The 17,098-nt window shown below is 52.5% G+C and carries 12 protein-coding genes; all 12 read right to left on the bottom strand.

Annotated elements, in window-relative coordinates:
* Positions 1 to 4: 4 nt before the first annotated feature.
* The gene (locus ACYJL1_RS21670) at positions 5 to 1,531 is read right to left on the bottom strand and encodes a DUF6212 domain-containing protein (protein ID WP_460899220.1); all 1,527 of its coding nucleotides are present in this window, start codon (positions 1,529 to 1,531) and stop codon (positions 5 to 7) included.
* Positions 1,532 to 1,804: 273 nt separating this feature from the next.
* Positions 1,805 to 2,818 (bottom strand): UDP-glucose 4-epimerase GalE, encoded by a 1,014-nt coding sequence (gene galE / locus ACYJL1_RS21665; RefSeq protein ID WP_460899219.1) that lies wholly within the window; start codon positions 2,816 to 2,818, stop codon positions 1,805 to 1,807.
* Between the two features lie 69 nt (positions 2,819 to 2,887).
* Entirely contained in the window at positions 2,888 to 4,075 is a 1,188-nt protein-coding gene (locus ACYJL1_RS21660; protein ID WP_460899218.1) for a polysaccharide pyruvyl transferase family protein, read from the bottom strand.
* A gap of 32 nt (positions 4,076 to 4,107) precedes the next feature.
* Entirely contained in the window at positions 4,108 to 5,436 is a 1,329-nt protein-coding gene (locus tag ACYJL1_RS21655; protein ID WP_460899217.1) for a glycosyltransferase family 4 protein, read from the bottom strand.
* Positions 5,433 to 7,673 carry a hypothetical protein gene (locus ACYJL1_RS21650; protein ID WP_460899216.1) on the bottom strand — a complete coding sequence of 747 codons (2,241 nt, stop codon included), beginning with the start codon at positions 7,671 to 7,673 and terminating at the stop codon, positions 5,433 to 5,435. The genes ACYJL1_RS21655 and ACYJL1_RS21650 overlap by 4 nt, the downstream gene beginning before the upstream one ends.
* A gap of 19 nt (positions 7,674 to 7,692) precedes the next feature.
* Positions 7,693 to 8,466, bottom strand: coding sequence for a hypothetical protein (locus ACYJL1_RS21645; RefSeq protein WP_460899215.1), 774 nt, complete (start codon positions 8,464 to 8,466; stop codon positions 7,693 to 7,695).
* Between the two features lie 10 nt (positions 8,467 to 8,476).
* Positions 8,477 to 9,730: a glycosyltransferase family 4 protein gene (locus ACYJL1_RS21640; RefSeq protein WP_460899214.1), complete on the bottom strand. Its 1,254-nt coding sequence runs from the start codon at positions 9,728 to 9,730 to the stop codon at positions 8,477 to 8,479.
* On the bottom strand, positions 9,727 to 10,572 hold the full coding sequence (locus ACYJL1_RS21635) for a class I SAM-dependent methyltransferase (protein WP_460899213.1): 846 nt from the start codon (positions 10,570 to 10,572) through the stop codon (positions 9,727 to 9,729). Before ACYJL1_RS21635 ends, ACYJL1_RS21640 begins: the two co-directional genes overlap by 4 nt.
* Entirely contained in the window at positions 10,569 to 12,827 is a 2,259-nt protein-coding gene (locus tag ACYJL1_RS21630) for a glycosyltransferase family 2 protein (RefSeq protein WP_460899955.1), read from the bottom strand. The genes ACYJL1_RS21635 and ACYJL1_RS21630 overlap by 4 nt, the downstream gene beginning before the upstream one ends.
* A 79-nt stretch (positions 12,828 to 12,906) precedes the next feature.
* Positions 12,907 to 13,566, bottom strand: a complete 660-nt coding sequence (locus tag ACYJL1_RS21625) for a calcium-binding protein (protein ID WP_460899212.1) — start codon at positions 13,564 to 13,566, stop codon at positions 12,907 to 12,909.
* A gap of 294 nt (positions 13,567 to 13,860) precedes the next feature.
* Positions 13,861 to 15,279, bottom strand: a complete 1,419-nt coding sequence (locus tag ACYJL1_RS21620) for an HlyD family type I secretion periplasmic adaptor subunit (RefSeq protein WP_460899211.1) — start codon at positions 15,277 to 15,279, stop codon at positions 13,861 to 13,863.
* Positions 15,276 to 17,042: a type I secretion system permease/ATPase gene (locus ACYJL1_RS21615; RefSeq protein WP_460899210.1), complete on the bottom strand. Its 1,767-nt coding sequence runs from the start codon at positions 17,040 to 17,042 to the stop codon at positions 15,276 to 15,278. The genes ACYJL1_RS21620 and ACYJL1_RS21615 overlap by 4 nt, the downstream gene beginning before the upstream one ends.
* Positions 17,043 to 17,098: the final 56 nt, after the last annotated feature.

The following is a 17,098-nucleotide window of genomic DNA, read 5'->3' as shown; positions in this document are numbered from 1 at the left end:
GAGACTATCCGTTGACCATGAGGCTGACATTACGGAACTTGGCCCAAGCGAAACTGTTGTCACCTGGCGTCTTCATCCGCGTTGCGAAATAGATATTTTGCCAAACACCGATCTGATCATCGATGAAGGCGCTGATCCGGTTGTTCTCCCCCGGTGCAATACTGACCCATCCCGAGAATCCTTCTCCCGGCTCCACCGTGCGCTGTTCCGAAAAAAGGGCCTGCGCATTGTCGAGGCTTGCGGCGATGACGATCGAAAATTCGACATCCTGCGACTCTTCGTTGTCGACAACGACATCGGACGAAATTCTCAATATTTTTGGAGGGCATGCTGCGGGGATCTGGCCAATTGTCATTCCCGTTGCAGGAGGGTGACAGCCTATCGCTTTCTCTTCCGGCAAGGGAAGGATGGCAGCGAACTCAAAAGAAATCTCATCGGTGTTTGCTAAGGTAGCGAGATCAAGAATGCTTGACGCCATTGGCATCTCTTTGAACCCGCCTTCCCGCGCTTGTTCCGACTGTGCCGGCAAATAATTGGCCCAGTTCGGCAGAACAACGCCCGGCATCCCGCACCAGACTTGTATAGCCAGACTGTTCTTCAGAAGCGGCACGTCATTGGCAGCATCGCGAACCTGAAACATTTCCAGCGGTTGCAGTCCACCGAGCGACAAGAGAGGTAACTCATCATCGGCGCCTTCGACCTGCAATCGCAAGCTCAAAGTGCGCCGCAATCCCGCAAGGGTTCTGGAAAGACCAAGGTAATTCCAGCCATGCTTGAGCTTCCGTAACGGAATAATCCAACTCTCGACGATAGACATATCTTCCATCGTTACAAGCTGAGCATTTAGCGTTGCGTCGTCGCGATGCGACACGCGATCGAAATGGATGGCAACGGCACTAACGCCCGCGCTCGCCACGGGAAGAATTTGTGAAATGCCGTCAAAGGAAGCATCGGCCAGCACGTTTGACCGAGACGAACTCGTGACGGGCTCGTTGGAGAAAGCTAGCTCGAAGGGTTGCATTCCCTTGCGATCGATAAAGCTCTCAACGGTGGCGAAACGATTTTGAAGGTTATCATTCAGGGTTCTCAAGGTTAAAAGCTCGCGGTTGGATTTAACCATCCGCCGTGCATCCGAAGCCAGCATTGCCGCCAGTTTCTTGATGAGAATACCCGCCGTCTCGATCTCTTTGCCGGCTCGCCATTCGATGATCACCGGCTCTTCGACAATGCCGCGACCCTTGAGCCACTCCAGCAATCGCTTCTCGCGCCCTCTATGTGCGGGATTTAGAAGGACGGCCAGGATGCACAGCGGCGCCTCGAAGGCCTCGGCCTTGCCTCCTGCCTCATCAGAGAAAATGGCGGCCTCTTCTTTCACTCCTTCGAATCCAAGAATTCTTACCGCATTGGAGAGCTCCATGGGCAAATCATCATGATCGATACCCAAGCGTAACAGGATCGGTTCTTTTAACAGATCAATGTTTTTCGAAGATTTCGTAGCCGGCGAAAGCTTGTACGAAGTCTGAACCGTCATATTCTGGACCCTTGATCGATTGATGTGTTAGATTTTTGATTTCTATACATATAAAATGGCAACTTCGTGAAGATTGTCACATATTTCTATTGCAGTGCAACAATAAAATTATTTCAACTGTTTGCCATTATTCTCTAATCAATCTGGGATTATTATAATAATAACTTGCCTATATTATACTATGACTTTAATTCAAGATTTGAAATATTTCGGCGAACAAGTACGTTTTCAACCCGGCCAATATGGCCGGGTTGAAATTTCAGATGGCTGGAATCAGACGGCCACGCGTTCTTGCTCTTCACGCCGCATTGTTTGCAGTTGGCGCTCCCAAGCGAGTGCATCACCTACAATCTTATCAAGATCTGCCCGCTTCGGTGTGAAACCGAATTCGTTACGGACGCGTTCATTTGCAGCCACCAGTATTGCCGGATCACCAGCACGACGAGGAGCCATCTTGACGGCAAAATCCACCCCCGACACACGCTTTACAGCATCAATAATTTCCAGCACTGAATAGCCGTAACCATAACCGCAATTTGCCGTCGTGCTCTTGCCGCCCGCCTCAAGGTAATTGAGTGCGCAAAGATGAGCTTCCGCCAGATCGCTGACGTGAATGTAATCGCGGATGCACGTTCCATCAGCGGTTGGATAATCGGTGCCATAGACATCGATATGGGGGCGGTCACCGGTTGCTGCCTGGCTTGCAATCTTGATCAGATGCGTTGCCCGGGGAAATGACTGGCCCGAACGCAGTTTTGGATCAGCACCAGCCACGTTGAAATAACGCAAAGCAACAAACCGAAAATCCGTATGAGCGGTAGCGGCATCGCGCAACATCCATTCTGTCATGAGCTTGGATGTTCCATAGGGTGAGATCGGTTGGTGAGGCATGCTCTCGGTGATTGGTGTCCGCTCTGGTTCGCCATAAACAGCAGCGGTTGACGAGAAGATGAAATGCCGGATGCCCTCCGCGATAGCCGTTTCCATCAATGCCCGTGATTGCACCGTATTGTTGCGGTAGTAGGTTAGGGGATCACTGACGGAATCGGGAACGACAATCGAGCCGGCAAAATGCAGGATCGCGGTGACGCCATGCTTGCGGATAGTTTCTGCAACCAATTCCTGATCGCCTACATCACCTTGAATAAAAGGAACACCTTCAGGAACCAGCCATTCGAACCCACAGCTAAGGTCGTCGAGGACAACGACATCTCTTCCCGTATCTTTCAGAGCAAGAACCATATGACTGCCAATATAGCCTGCACCGCCTGTAACAAGAACGCTCATTGGTAACTCCTGGGAGGTTGTTTCTAGCTTTGTTGAAGATTTTGGCTTTTGCCAATTAATGAATTCTGTTCAGGCCACACGCCGGACGGAATCCGGCACGCTGTCTTTTGTTTCAACCATTTTGTGATCGACCCGGTTCTCATCGAGAAATCTGCGCATTTCGCCGTAAGTCCGATGCCAGGCATCATTGTATTTATCGAACAATGATTGATCCCAGTAATCCTCCAACCGAAATTCCCCATCCTCGAACACATCAAAGCGGGGTATCTGATATGTTTCGGCAAATTCAACTGTCCGGCTATCATAGGTAAAATAGATCGAAGGCACGCCATTGGCCAAAGCCATAAGGTTGCCATGCAGGCGGTAGCCCAGAACAAGGTCTTTTGTCCGCACCAGATTCTCGTAGTCAGCCACGACATCCGAATAAAAGAGCCGCTCGCGGTAGAGCTTTTCTATTGCATCATCGAGATACCAGTCGGAAGCCCATCGATTGGCCTTCAACGCCGCAATGGCATCTTCCTTCTGTTCGTCAGTCCCAAATACAAGCTTCTTTTCCTCGATTTCACCCTGCGCCATCAGCGTCACATCGAAACGGCTTGCCGTGTCTTTGATCAGATCGCGATGAAATGTCAGATAGCGCTCAATATCACGAGCATAGGCCGGAGAGACCTCACGGCGCACCGTAAGACCTACATTGCGAACTTGCTCAAGCGGAGGAAGGGTGACTTTCAACGTTGGATCATTGCGCCGAAATGCAGTCGGACACCCAACGATCCGCACATTGTCGATACCGATATCCTTGAGGACCTGAGCAGAGTAGGCCCCCCGCACCCCAATGGATGCCGTGGAATCCGCCATGATTTTCAGGAGCGTCTTGAGATCTTCTGGGAGTTGTATCTGTCCTTCCACAGGAGCCTGCGCGCCAATACCCCAAGCGATTACCGGCAATCCGAGGCGCTTCAAAACTGCAATCGCATGCGGCCAGCCCATATGCTGATGAATATAGTTCGACCCACGCAGAATCACATAGTCGTATTCTTCTTTCAGCCGGTCGATCTGATCAAAGTTTGGCTCACCGAGCGGTAATTCCCGCAGCTTCTCGAAGTTCATCAGCTTGAGTGACGAGTCAAAGACAAAGGCATCACCAATATTATGATAATGGTCAATATATCTTTGAATGTCACTGTGCTGATACCAGCGAACATTATCGTGGTCGTAAACTTCGCCTGATGGGCTCATTACGAGTACACGTGCCATAGGGTATTCCTTTTTGTAACTTTTGAAAGCAATCAACTTGCTTGTGAAAGAACGACTTCGCTCGCTGCCGTTGTTTTGGTTGAGCCTTGATGAACGGACCGGAGCAATTTCGCATAAAGGGCAACATGCTCTTCCGCACAATCAATGTAGTTGGTCGGCTGACGAATTGAATGATGCAGTCGATCCCAGATAAGCGGATCACTCAAAACCTCAGTGAACCGGTCCGCAAGATCTTCGGCACTACGCACGCGGAAATGTAAGCCATCCTGTCCATCCCGCACCTTTTCTGCCATCCCCCCGATATTTGAGCAGATAATGGGACGACGATGATGCAATGCTTCCTGAATAACGATCGGAGAATTCTCCCACCAGATTGACGGCATTAATACCCAATCGATTGACTGCATCAGGCGAGGCATTTCGTTATTCTGGTAAGCACCGTGAAAGCGTACGCGAGAGCCTGCATCCTCCATGAGCTTTTCCATACGCGCCCGAAATTCTGCGGGCTGCTTTTCAAGGTTTCCGCCAAATATCATCAGCCTCGTATCTTCACCCCATACTTCCTCGGGTACTCGCGAGACCGCATCAATCAATACGTCTATGCCTTTAAACGGCGTGATCTGGCCGAAATAAGCGAACCGGTTCCGCCGTGGCTTCGGTCCGGAGAGTTCCCGCGGCGGCGTAACGCTGTCAATCGACACGCCATTTTCAATGACATGCAGTTTTTCCGGATCAAGACCCCACTCCGCATATTTCCCGGCGAGAAAACTGCTTGGTGAAACAAAGGCATCAGCCAGTTCAAGCATGCCGCGAACAAATTTCTCGCGTTTCAAGAACCGCGCAGGCGGGATATCGGGGAAACAGGCATGGCAATCGATGGGCGAAGCTTCGTTGCATAGTTTGGACGTGCCGGCTTTGACCATCTGTCCGTCATTGTTGCAGATGGCAAGATACTCATGAAAAGTCATCAGTATAACTGCCTTGGGCAGCGCCTCGCGAATAGCGTACAGTGTTTCCAAACCGAGCCCCAATACGTGGTGGAAATGGACCACATGCGGATTGAGATCCCCGACAAATCGCAAAAGATCACGACGAATTTCGTCCGTGTTATTGTTTGAAAGATAAAAATGATCGTACTCGTCCGAATGAAATAGAATTTCATCGCTGGAGCGCCGCAAACTCATGAGTGCAGTGGTCCCGTGACGCGGTATTGGATGTCCGGCGCGCGCGAGATATACAGATTGAACCCGTGGCAGGGTGTTTAAGCCCTTGTGCAAATTGTAAGATGCAATTTCACCGCCTCCAAGAGAGATACTTGGATGTGCATGAGAAATTACCAGAACGCGGAGTTGTTCAGTCATACTGGATTCTCCGGCTTCGGATTAGTCTCTTTCCCAAAGCTCTTGGCCCATCGGGCATCAAAAATCTGTCTGTCGATCCGCTCAATCAGCGCGACCGTGGAGGCCTTCTCGGATACCGTGAGATCATCAGAGCCCAGCATTTGTGCCGATGGCAGCCAATAGGACTTAAGTCCCGCTTGCTTCAACTTGAGCCCAAGGTCCAAGCCTTTCTCATGTGTTCCCATGTAACCGCGTGTAAAGCCGTCCACCGAAAACAGTGCTTCTCGCGGCATGATGCAACATTCGAACGTTGCCGTTGCAACTTCTGTCGTAGCCATACCAGCCACTGCATCAATGGGGTAACCCGCATAACGGCTGATCAAGGCGCGATCCGACTGCGCGCCAGCCACCCATGTCCCCGCCCAGCGTATGGAATCGTCCTCAAACGCTAGGGTGGGCGAGAGAACACAATTGTTGCGCGTCTCATATGCAGCCAGCAATTTGTTGAACCAGCCCTTGTTTCGGGGGAGCAACGACGCAGCGAGAAACACAACCGTTTCGCAAGACACCGCCCGCGCACCGACTTCAAGTGCATCATAGAGATCCTCGGAGCCGCTTGCCGACACCAACCGGACACTGAGTTTGTAAAACTGCGCCAGTCTGCGCACCCGCACCCCAATGCGATCGATAATATCTTCAGCACCGGCAATCACAATCGGCAGACACTGTGTTTCGGAATCAAGTGCCAAGAGAGCAATAAGTGGCCCGACTTCTTCAACTCTCTCGTCAATGCCGATGATAAGCGCCGGACCTTTACTGTCATCAAACGCACCAACATCGGCGACGCCGAAAATTTCCGGAGCAGGGCGACTCACATTCCGCAAAAGTGGCACAAGCTGCTGATCAACGATATGGCGAAGCGCCCATGCATTTGGATCAATCGCGCGAATCTGTCTGACCACAGCCTCACGCGATGTAACCCGGATCGGTGTCAAAGGCATAAAGGCGCGCCGCTCATCGCTAAGACAAAGCTCCAGATAGAAAGGAGCGGTGCTGTCACCGGAAAGTTCCCGAGCAAAGGCAACAAATCCGTGCGCATGACGGTTCGGATCGAGTCCAGCATTGAATGGGGCGCGATTGTCGAATTCGGCAGTGACATCGGGTCTGTCAATACGCGTCCAATTGCCATCAAGCTGGCTCTCACCACGATGACGGCGTAATTTTACACTTTCAATATGGTTGTCGGGATCAAGCAGCCACCCGGAAACGAGGAGACCACTGCCATCGACGCGCAGGACATTGTCAATGCCGGCGCGGACCGGAAGGGGCAGGCTGGAAACTGTCTCTGTTCCGTCAAAGCGGTTGGCAGCCGAACGCATCCGCAGCAATATTTCTGTCGAGCCACGAACGCGCGGCAGGATTGCACGCACGTGACTGGGCGTTTCCCGCGCACCAACAATCAGACGCCGGTCATACACTTCAGTGAAACGCCATCCGCGCCGCCCGCGAAACAAAAGCCGCTCGATATCGCTTGCCTCGACTGTTTCGTTGGCAAGCAAAAGCCCGGCAAAACCTGACGCTTGATCGTTTAAATCCGGGCGGGCAAACACCGATATTACACATTCCGCCAGAGATGATGCACGTCCGCTGATGAAAAGTCGCGTCACTGACGGTGTCAGGTCCTGTGCCCAGCCTTGTACGAAGATTTCGCCTTCATCGCTGCCACCGATAAGTTCAACACATCCATCCGAACGCGCGCCCGCCTGCAACAATACTGTAATCGCTGCGAGCTTTTTTCGCCCTATCGGTCCGGATATCAAGGCCTCGACAAGCCCATCAATGACCGATGGAAGATTTGATCCTGCCAGATCCGCGATCATAGCGATCAGATCGCCAGTCGAAGCCGCCCTGTTGGCAAAAGTATAACGCGTTACCTTCGCCCTGTGCTGGAACATGATGGTCTTGAGTGATGCGCGGCGCAATATGCCAGTGGGAACAACAGCTACAAAACCATGAGTACCGGCTGGCGAGGCATTCTTGAGCGGCCAGCATACCAGTGTTGCCTTGAGACTGAGTGCTGGATCGCCATTGAGGAACAGCGCCACTTGCTCCGAGTTAAAATTTCCTATGCCCATGACAAGCACCAGCGTATCGTCGACGGGACAACCAACAACCATCTCGCCTTCCATGACAATGGAATGACTTCCTGCTGGCTTGGCGGCGTTGGTTATCGGCAATATGTTTCTATCGTCTCGCAAGCGCTTTTACTCCAAAGGTTCAGTGGAGTACCGACAAGGAAACGAGAGCCCCGGCGGCAAAGCCGACAAGCACGAACAACAGCAGGAAAAGCGGCTTCACCTCGCCACTGGATCGCTTCTGCAGCGATTCAATGCGCTTCTCCAGGCCGCCAACCACTCCGTCAAGGCGCATCAGATGCACATCAAGTTCGGTCAGGCGATTGTTTACGTCACCGCGCATCGCTTCAATTGAACTGCCAATGTCCAGCCCCTCGACAGAAGAGCCGCCGCTATTGCCATCGAGCACCGGTGCAGCACGTTGCAGCGACCTCTGATTGACCTGCAACTGGCGTTGCGCGGCCATCAACATGTCAAGCTTGTCCAATATACGGGTCATTGGCGCGGCTATAAGTGCCTCAGCCGCTTGTTCAGCAGGCTTGGGCACACGTAAAGCCTGTTCAACACCTGCCGCATTGATAGCTACCACGACCAGTTCCGCCGCCCTTATCGATGCAAATTGCGGCAACATGACATTGAACGCATGTGCGCCATCACCAATACCGCTTCGCTTCAAGTCAGGACGATCCTGATCAGCTGTTGCTTCAGCAATCGGTTTACCGTCTAGCAGTACGCGGATTGTCACCCGCACTGTGGGAGCAGATGGATCGAAGGCCCAGCCATAAAGACGTCCATCGTCAACTGCGTCGACCCGGCCCTTCATCGGTTCTACCTTCGGTGATCGTGCATTATCTTGCACGGGAGCGGCAGTGGGCTGTGATAAAGCCTGCGCTGGGACTTGTGTCGCTATAGACATGATCTTCCTTTCAGGCTGCTGCCACACGGTGCGAGCGTAATGTCCCTATCAGGTCGAGATACTTTGCTGCTGTTATGGCAATAGTGTCGGGGTGGCGCGCATGACTGGAAAGCCGCTGACGCAAATCGGCATCTTCTGCGACACGCCGGATAGCAAAAGCCAGAGCCATCGGATCATTGGGAGTAACGGTCAGACCGTTTACTTCGTTCTCGATTGTTTCGGCCATACCGCCAATATTGCTGGTGATTACCGGGCAATTCTGACCCTGTGCTTCCTGAATGACCAATGGAGCATTCTCCCACCAGATCGAAGGCATGATTGCACAATCGACACTCGCAATGAGTTGCGCAATATCTTCGCGCCGATAGGCTCCACGCCGCTGAACAAAGGGATATGTTTCGCCGAAAAGCCGATCGATGTCGGCAACAAAAGCCTCACTTTGAAATGGTGCTGCGCCATGAACCCGCAACTCAAAGTCCAATCCCTCGGATACAAGCTGCTTTGCCGCTTCGAGCAAAACTGTTGTGCCCTTCCATGGATTGAGATTGCCGAAATAGCCAAAGACTGGTTTGGAGCGGGCAGCCTCCGGCCGTTTGACCGGGGTACGTTCGGGTTGTCCGTTCGGTATCACGCTGATAAGGTGTTCTGACAGACCCCAGTCAACATATCGCTGCTTGAGAAACTCGCTTGGCGAGACAAACCCGTCTACTGTGCTGAGCAGTGATTTCAGATGTCGCTCGCGCAGCACGAACTTGTCGAGCGCAATGTCTTTGAAGCAGCTATGGCAACGGTCAGGACTTGCTCCGTAACAAAGCTCCTTGTTCGCTGTCCGGACCATCAGACCATCATGATGGCAGATAGGGTAATAATCATGCAGCGTCATGACGATACGGCAATCGGGCAGGGTGCGTCTGACGATATGGGGAAACTCTGCACCGAGCAGCAGCAGATGATGCAGATGAACAACATCCGGCCGGAAGTCACGAAGCAGTTCCACAATATCCGGCACGATGCCATAAAGATCGACCTGGCTCATGAAGAAGCGGTCGAAATGACCAGACCAGAGGAGAATCTCGTCACCGGTGTTGCCGATGCTCTGAAAACTGGTTCCGGGGCGAGCTTCGCGGTGAATATGATTGGTCGCACCGAGGAAAAGTGCATCGCAGCCAGCCCGTTGATACGCCCGAAACAGATCATGCGCAAAAATCTCGGTCCCTCCAGGATGGAGGGCAGGATGATTATGGGCGGCAACGAGAACCTTCATTGGCCAAGCCCGTCTTTTTCCGCAACGAACAGGTCCTGATAATGATCCGAAGAGATGCCGCGCCAGTGCCCGAATGATTTCAGGACCGTGTTCAGACCTGCGCCCGTGATTGCCCGATCCAGAAAGCCGTCATCAAAACCGACAGCTGCGAGGGGTGGGAGTTCCGGTACGAACCAGCAGGGTCCATCGTCATAACGTTGAAAGCCAAGCCGCGCATCACGTTTCTTGGAAACATTGTCCTGTGCAACCTTGTCAACGACAAATGCTGTCATGAAGAGCCGGCCGCCCGGAGCAAGAAGACGCTCGACTTCCCGTAAGTACGCACTGACTTCTTCATCCGGCAAATGCGTGACAACGGAGGTCATGATGATAAAATCGAATTGATTTCCATCGTAAGGAAGAATGAGTTCAAGACCGTCAATTGCGCCTTTTGGGTTGTACAGATTGTGCGCAATGTCCACATGGCGGAATTCAAAGTTCGAATAGACCGGACTGAGCTTTTGATTGCACCATTCTATACCGCCAGCCACCGGATCAATGCCACAATAGCTGCCTTTTTCAAAGTCGAGGAACTGCGTCAGCGGCACTGCCATCCGTCCAATGCCGCAACCGATGTCCAGTACGCGGTCTGTCTTTTCCAACCCACCCTTGCGGATGAAATGGCCAAGAAACTCGGCGCCAACGGCCTGATAACTGCCGTCCCCAACAAATATGCTCTCCAATTCAGGGCATGGGAGAAACCGGTTCTTCAACACGGTCTCCATCAGCCATTCGACGTAATCATTATCATAGACCCGGACATGATCCGCTGGTGATTTTTTGAGTGCGATGACCTCGGTCAAGCGGCGCTCCTTTCGGACTTCTTACTAACAAATGGTGTGACCGTATCCTCGTTCGTCTCGTCGAGATAACTTGTCATCAGTTCTGAAATGTCGCGATCCCAACGTTGTGTGTGGAGCCACGAATTGTACTGGCTGGCGAGACCCCGCATATAATCGGAGCTCCGGCGTATTGACCGCCGCTCGAAGTGGTAAAGCGCGACATTCGGCTCATAGGCAATCTGGAACCCTATCTGGCGGATTTTAAGGCAAAGGTCGCTGTCCTCATAATCACCGATCACATAGTCTTCGGTGAACCCTCCCACGAGGTCGTAAATATCCTTTCGCGTCACCAGGCACGCGCCGGTGACGCCCGGTACAAAGCGGGCAATCCGAGCTGGCGCATAATCACCAGGCATTCCCTTGTAGAAATGATGGTTGAGCCATACTCCGCGTTGGTCGCGGGCGAAATAAAGCCCGGCATGCTGCAACGAACCATCTTCAAACAGCAGCCTGGGTCCGACAGCGCCAAGCTTTTTCTGTTTGAACAACGGGTTGATCAGTTCGTCCAACCAGCCGGCCTTGCAGGGGACGACATCCGAATTCAGCATAACCAATATTGTGCCGTTAGCGAGGCTGGCGCCAGCGTTGCATGCCCGCGCATAACCGCCATTGCGGTTCATCGTTGCAAGCTTCATCGGTAAATCGTGAAGGATATGCAGCCCACCCAGCATGTGCTCGGTATCATCCTGAATTTCAGGGGAATCGAGTACGAAAATGACTTCAGCGTTCTCAACGAGCCAAGGATCCGTCGCCATAGCAGAAAGTTGGAAACGCAGAAAATCGAGATTGCGATACAGCGGGATAACAATCGAAACCAACGGGGATTCCGGCATAACTCCGTAATCCTTCACATCGGCGATCTTGACTATCTTTCCTATCTTCTGCTCGACTTCCCGCAGGGCTGGCGCCAGAATTCTGTCAAACACGTGTGCCTTGGCATGCTGGGGCGGAACCGCGCGCAATATGCAGTTGCGTTGGGCACCCGCCTCAAAAGGCTGCATCTGTGGCACGAGTGCAGACGTCGCACCGGAAATCAGTCTCATTTGGAACCGCGGCTGCAACAAAGGTCCAAGATTGTTTACCTGAGGCAGCCAAGCGGCAAAACCCGTCACGTCAGACCGCGATGCGTCCTCACCTTTTCCGGTTTTGCCTGGAAAACTGTAGAGGTCGGGTTTCAATGGAAGCGCTGTTCCGTCTTCAGTTACGTATTCGATACCGGCGAGCATTCCGGAGGGATCGTTCGTCCAGCCTCCAACCAGCAAGCCGCCATCCAATGCGAGGGCCAGATCGATTTCCCCCGAAGGCTGCGTAGCGGATTTTCCGATCTGGCGGGCCGAAAGCGGTGCCCGTATCTGCATGTCAACTGCAGTTGCGATCCCCGCACCGGGCATCTTTGCGAGATGGCGCACAAGAAAGGCGCGCAGACTTGCATCCCCTTGTTTCTTTCCCCACCACTTCTGGAAATCGGATGCATTGGTATTGTCCGAGAGCTTGCGCACTGCAACACCATTCTTGCCTGAAATGACCAAGCGAAACGATTGGGGAAGAGGACGGGCAGATTCGACAAGCAGATGGCATTGCTGCAAGCCCTTTTTGGCCGCAGGTCCAATGACCAGCTTTACCGGGAGCGAAATGACCGAATTGCCGCTAATGCCATATATTGCAGTAACTGTACCAAGGTCTGGGTCGAGGCCAGTCTCCAGCAAGTGGTGGCCATCAATTGGCTGTCCGCAGCTGCGTACCTCGCGCGGCTCGGGTGCAAGCGCGACTGTTACTTCGCGAGCGACGCCGGCAAAGATTGAATTTTGCGAAAGGCGAAACGCGCTTCGCCATGTACCGAGCAGATTGTTGAGCAGCTTGATATGTCCGCTCGGGCCGATATTGCTCAGAGCGCGCTCTATATCAAAAGCACCAAGCTCTGACGCAGGATAAAGCGTCACTTCCTGGTCTGAGGTTGAACTACCATTGGAAAGTCTGAGTGCAACGGGATCGGCCTTTGTCCGCATTGCCCAAAACATGCGCTGGCCGCCGGTTTCGAGCGGCATGCTGAGGCTGACAAGCGGCACCAACGGAATTGACGCTTCGATTGTGCATTTCGTCGAAGCTCTGGATGGCGTTGGAATATCCCATATTAGAACAGCCACGTCGGCACAAAGGCGCGAGATCGAAAGGTCCTGTATATGGTCTTCAATGTCCGTTGAATGGTCTAGGTGCAACAAATTGCCCTTTCACTCACTGCGCAACGCGAGAAAAAAAGCGTGCCCTGTGGGAGACAGGGCACGCCATAAATCGATATTAGTGAACGACGAAGAAATCGCCTGGGTTTGCGAGTACATCGTCAGCGTTCACACCAACCAGTGTGACAGAGTCGCCGTTGCCAAGATCGACAACTACGTCACCACCAACCTGGGTAACATGGGAAGCAACATCTTCAGCCGACTGGATATCCGTTCCATTGATGCCACTCGAAATCTGAAGATGATCTTCACCGGCAGTGAAATCTAGGATGACGTCGTTGCCGCCGCCGCCGTTGAAGACAAACGTATCGCTGCCTGCGCCACCAATGAGTGTATCATCGCCAGCACCGCCAGAAAGTATATCGTTTCCAGCACCGCCGGAAAGGATGTCATCACCTTGCCCGCCGTACAAGATGTCATTGCCTGCGCCGCCGAGAAGAACATCGTCTCCACGACCACCAAACAGAACATCGTTGCCTTCATTGCCGGTCAAGACGTCATCGCCGTTATCGCCGAACAGGATGTCATTGCCTGCGCCCCCGAAAATGGAATCATTTCCGTTGCCGCCGAACAGGAGATCATCCCCGTCATCGCCGAATATTGTGTCACTTCCGTTCCCACCAAAAACGACATCATCCCCACCATTGGCATGAATGAAGTCATCAAAACGGGAGCCAAACAAAACGTCGTCGTAGGCGCCGCCTTCTAAAGTGGCCATCTGCTTCTCCTTTGTTGCTCTGCATTGAGTTTACGCATTGCCGGAAAATTCCCCGGCGACCTGGTGCTTTGACGATTGTGCGCTGCACCAAATCGAAATGCAACATATGTTATGAATATAAATGTGGCAATCAATAGTAACAATTTATTACATGAATGTATTACGACATATTTATATTAGACTTATAATTCTGCTTTAAACTCAATATACTTGAGTTATGCATATTTATTAGGCGTAATTTATTTTTAATTTTGAAATAACGGCGCTGGCGTCAGCAATACCAGCGCCTGATCCCTAATCTTCCCTGAACGCTCTGTTAAAGCTATCGGTGATGGGGCCAGTTATATAGTCAATAGCACGGCGTGCCTTGTGGACGATCAGAACTTCCGCAGGCATGCCAGGATAGAGCTTGACAGACGGGTTAGCTGTCAGTGAGTGGGGCGATATCTCCGCGCGTGCCACAAAGTAGGCCGTTTCACTCTTTTCGTCGATAAGCTGATCAGCGGCAACATAAGTTATTTTGCCGTCAAGCGGTGAAAGCGACCGTTGATTAAACGCCGTCAACTTGACTTGAACTGCTGAATTTACAGCAACGCCATCAATATCGCGCGGACTAATCTTCATTTCGACGACCATTGGTTCATTTTCTGGCACTATATCAAGTATTGCCTCGCCAGCTGCAACCACACCACCAGGGGTGCGTAAACGGATATTATCAACGATACCAGCTTGCGGCGAACGTATTTCAACACGGCGCATTACGTCTTTGGCAGCAACAATCCGCTCTTCCGTATCTGCAAGGTCGGTCTGGCTGGTGGTAATTTCGCCTGCGATTTCTGACTGTACATCACTTTCAATGCCGGTGAGCGAAAATTCAGCACCCGCCTTTGCCTGCTCTGCCTTGGCCTTGTCACCCGCGTATTCACCGCGACTCCCTGCAAGTTCGCTTAATCGCGTATCGATCTCGGTTAGCTTGGATTTTTGGGCAAATCCTTTTTTGACCAGACTGGCGATTGCATCGCGCTGTTCGGTGATAAGCGCAATCTGCCGGTCAGTTGCCGCAATCTGTGCCTCCGACGCCTTGGCCTGTTCGGTATATTGTTCAATGGTTTTTTGCTGCACATCAATACGGCTCTTCTTCTGAGAAGAGCGTTTTTGGAAGAATATCTGCTCTGCCTTCATGGCATTTTGTGCGGTGACATCATCCCCTGTGCCAAAATCTTTTGGAAATTCAATTTCAGTTGCGCTCGCCTGTTCCGCGCGCAAACGGGCAAGCTTTGCAATCAAACCGACGCGGCGGCTTTGCAGGGATTTCAACTCCGAGCGTGCCCTTGTATTATCCAGCCTTACCAACGGCTGACCAACTTTGACGACATCGCCTTCCTGAACCAATAGGCGGTCGAGAATGCCTCCTTCAAAGTGACTGATGGTTTTGCGTTTTGAATCGACGATTACCGTTCCAACTGCAACCGCAGCGCTTCCCAGCTCGGCCGAATAGGCCCAACCAAAAAATCCGCCAAATGCGATGGCAATTGTGGCAACTCCAGCGATGATCAGTTTGCGTAACGGGCTCTTTGCATCTTCCTGCTCGAGGTCTGTAACCCATTCAGGTCGAACCGTGCCGAATTTCGTAGGCAGATTATCGCCAGTCGATGCAGCGCGCGGGGCAAGCAATTGTGTAACCCGTTTGGGGAGATTGATTTTTTCGGTCATGACGCAGTCGCTCTCTTGGAGGCGGTCGGTGTTATCGAGGCGACAACATCTGTGCGTGGTCCGAATTGGGTAATACGGCCATCCTCGAGGACGAGAAGCTTGTCTGCCACCTGCATGATTGTTGGTCTGTGGGCTATCATGATAATGATCGCACCGTCATCGCGTGCTTGTTCTATGGCACGCATCAATGCCCTCTCACCCACAGCGTCGAGATTGGCGTTGGGCTCATCCAGAACAATGAGGCGAGGGCGATTGTAAAGACAGCGTGCGAGCCCGATCCGCTGGCGTTGACCGCCCGACAGCGTCAAACGCCCGTCGCCAACAGGCGTATCGTAACCGAGCGGCAACCTTCCAATCATCTCGTGCACGTCTGCCAATCGGGCAGCTTCCAGAACCCGATGAGGATCACTATCCCCCATGCGTGCAATGTTGTCCTTGATCGTACCTTCAAGCAGCGCCACTGACTGCGGCAGATAGCCGGCAATTTCACCAAATGAACCACGCTCCCAAAGATATACGTTGTTACCGTCGAGAAAAACGCCGCCTGAGGTGGGCTTCACGATACCGATCATCAATCGGGCCAGCGTTGACTTGCCGGCGGCTGAGGGGCCTACGATCCCGAGGACCTCGCCCGGAGAAAGAGCAAATGAGATTCCTTTGATAATGGGCATTTCAACGCCAGGTGCGGCATAAACAAGCCTGTCTATGATAAGATCCCCATGGGGACGCGGTGTCGGCATTGTCTGGCGCACCGCAAGGTTCTGTGCCAGCAAGGACTGAATCCGCTGCCAGTTTCCGATAGCATTCACCCATTGCCGCCACGTCTCAACGACCTGATCGAATGGCATGAGAAGTCGCCCGACAATGATACTCGTAGCAATCATGGCACCAGGCGAAATTTCCTGCTCCATAGCCAGCAATGTGCCTGTGCCGAGCGTGACCACCTGAATCATGAACCGTAATGTACGCGTGATGGAACTCATGGCACGGCTGCGTCCTCCGCCGAGGTCAAGCAGGTCCAGCGCGTTCATCTGAAGACCGCGCCACCGACGCGCTAAAGCGGGCAGCATGCCCATGGCTTCAATGGCTTCAGCATGGCGCAGTGTTGCACCGATCTTGGAAATCGCCTCGATATTCGCCTGATTCGCATCCTTCACGAGGCCGCGGGTCATTAAATCTGTCACAACACCGCAGCAGATCATAATGATCACGGCCACAATACCAATGATCCCGAAAATTGGGTGCAGCATAAAAAGAACTCCGAGGAAAATCGGAGACCATGCAGCATCCAGCGGAGCGCTCACGGCGGACGACGTCAGAAATGTTCGCAGTTCGGTGAGGTCACGCAGGGATTGTGTTGCTTTTGGAAGCCCTTGGTCGACCGACGCCTGCACCGCGGCGGTAAGAACCGGAAGGTTGAGCCGACGAACCAATGCACTGCCCATTGCCTGAAATGACAAAGCACGGATGAATTCAAGAATGCCGTAAACAATCAATGCGCCAATCGCAAGAATCGTCAGCATCAGCAGCGTATCCGTGCTGCGGCTGTTCAAAACACGGTCATGAACCTGCAGCATATAAAGCGGGACTGTCAGCTGCAAAATGTTGATGCAGGCACTCAACAGGACAGCATAAAGCAGCCCCGCCAAGAACACCCGGCGGGCTTTGAAAATGAGTGTTTGAGGCGTAGGCACCGTAGGTGTCATCGCTTTTTTTCCAACATTGCTATTGCCATTCTCATTGATTTGACGAGTATCTACCATACACTTCTGCCTTGGAAATGACACAGCTGCGGTTTAGCTCCTACGACCTTGGTCTA

Source organism: Phyllobacterium sp. K27, from assembly GCF_054796155.1.
Note: the sequence above shows the minus strand (reverse complement) of the source record. Positions and strands in the feature narration are given on the sequence as shown.